Source organism: Streptomyces sp. NPDC055103 (genome assembly GCF_053607625.1).
In genome coordinates this window covers 1-1,040 of sequence record NZ_JBSGTX010000204.1, presented here as the reverse complement: position 1 = coordinate 1,040, position 1,040 = coordinate 1, and the positions used below count along the sequence as shown (strand labels likewise).

General features: G+C 69.2%; 1 protein-coding gene. It reads left to right on the top strand.

Annotated features, from left to right (window positions below; genetic code table 11):
- On the top strand, positions 1 to 915 hold a 915-nt coding region (locus ACWFR1_RS40540; protein WP_453561186.1), incomplete at its 5' end, for a sensor histidine kinase.
- Between the last annotated feature and the right edge of the window lie 125 nt (positions 916 to 1,040).

Here is a 1,040-nt window from a genome sequence, read left to right as displayed (position 1 = left end):
AACACCGAGGGGACCTTGGTCGAGGCCGCCCTCGCGCAGGACGGTCTGGTCACGGTCGTCGACGTCGAGAACGATCCGCGCATCACGGTGCAGCCCGAACGGTGGCAGGGGTTCGGACCGGCGGTGGCTGTCACGGTCGGCACCAAGGAGCGACTCAGCGGGGTGCTGATCCTCGCGCGGCGTCACGGTCGGCCCGCTTTCACGACCGCTGAGGTCACCGCGCTTCCCGGATTCGCCGGGCACGCGGCACTGGCGCTCGTCCTGGCCGACCGCCGTCGTGACGCCGAACAGGTGAGTCTTCTGGAGGACCGCGACCGGATCGCGCGGGACCTCCACGATCTGGCGATCCAGCGCTTGTTCGCCACGGGGATGACGCTGCAGAGCGCCCGGCGCTTCGTCGAGCACCCGGAGGCCGTGGACCGGTTGACCCGGGCCATCGACGACCTCGACGCCACCATCAAGATCATCCGGTCGACCATCTTCGGCCTCCAGGAACACGACACCCGGGGAATCACCCCGAAACTGCGAAAGCGCCTGGTCAAGGCCGTGGATTCGGCGGCGACGACGCTCGGATTCACTCCCGCGCTGCGTATGGAGGGCCTGATCGACACCGACGTACCACCGGAAGCGGCGGAAGAGGTGCTCGCTGTCCTGGGGGAGGCGCTCACCAATGTGGCCCGGCACGCCCGGGCCCGAAAGGCGGAGGTGGCGGTCGTGGCCGACGACGGAGTGCTGGCGGTGACGGTGAGCGACGACGGTGTCGGCATGGCGCACGGCGGCAGTCGCAGCGGACTGCGGAACCTTTCCGAACGGGCCGAGCGGCTGGGCGGCACGCTATCGGTCCACGCACGGGCGGCGCCGGGCAGCGGAACGGTCCTCGAGTGGCGGATCCCCCTCCCGACCGAGCGGGAGTGACCGACCGAGCGGGAATGAAGGCTTCTAGATCCAACGCCGTTCAGTTAGGGCGGGGGTCGGGGCGTCAAGGGCTGCTCGTGAGCATGGTGATGCTGATGGTGGCTTTGTAGGTGGTCCGGTCGATG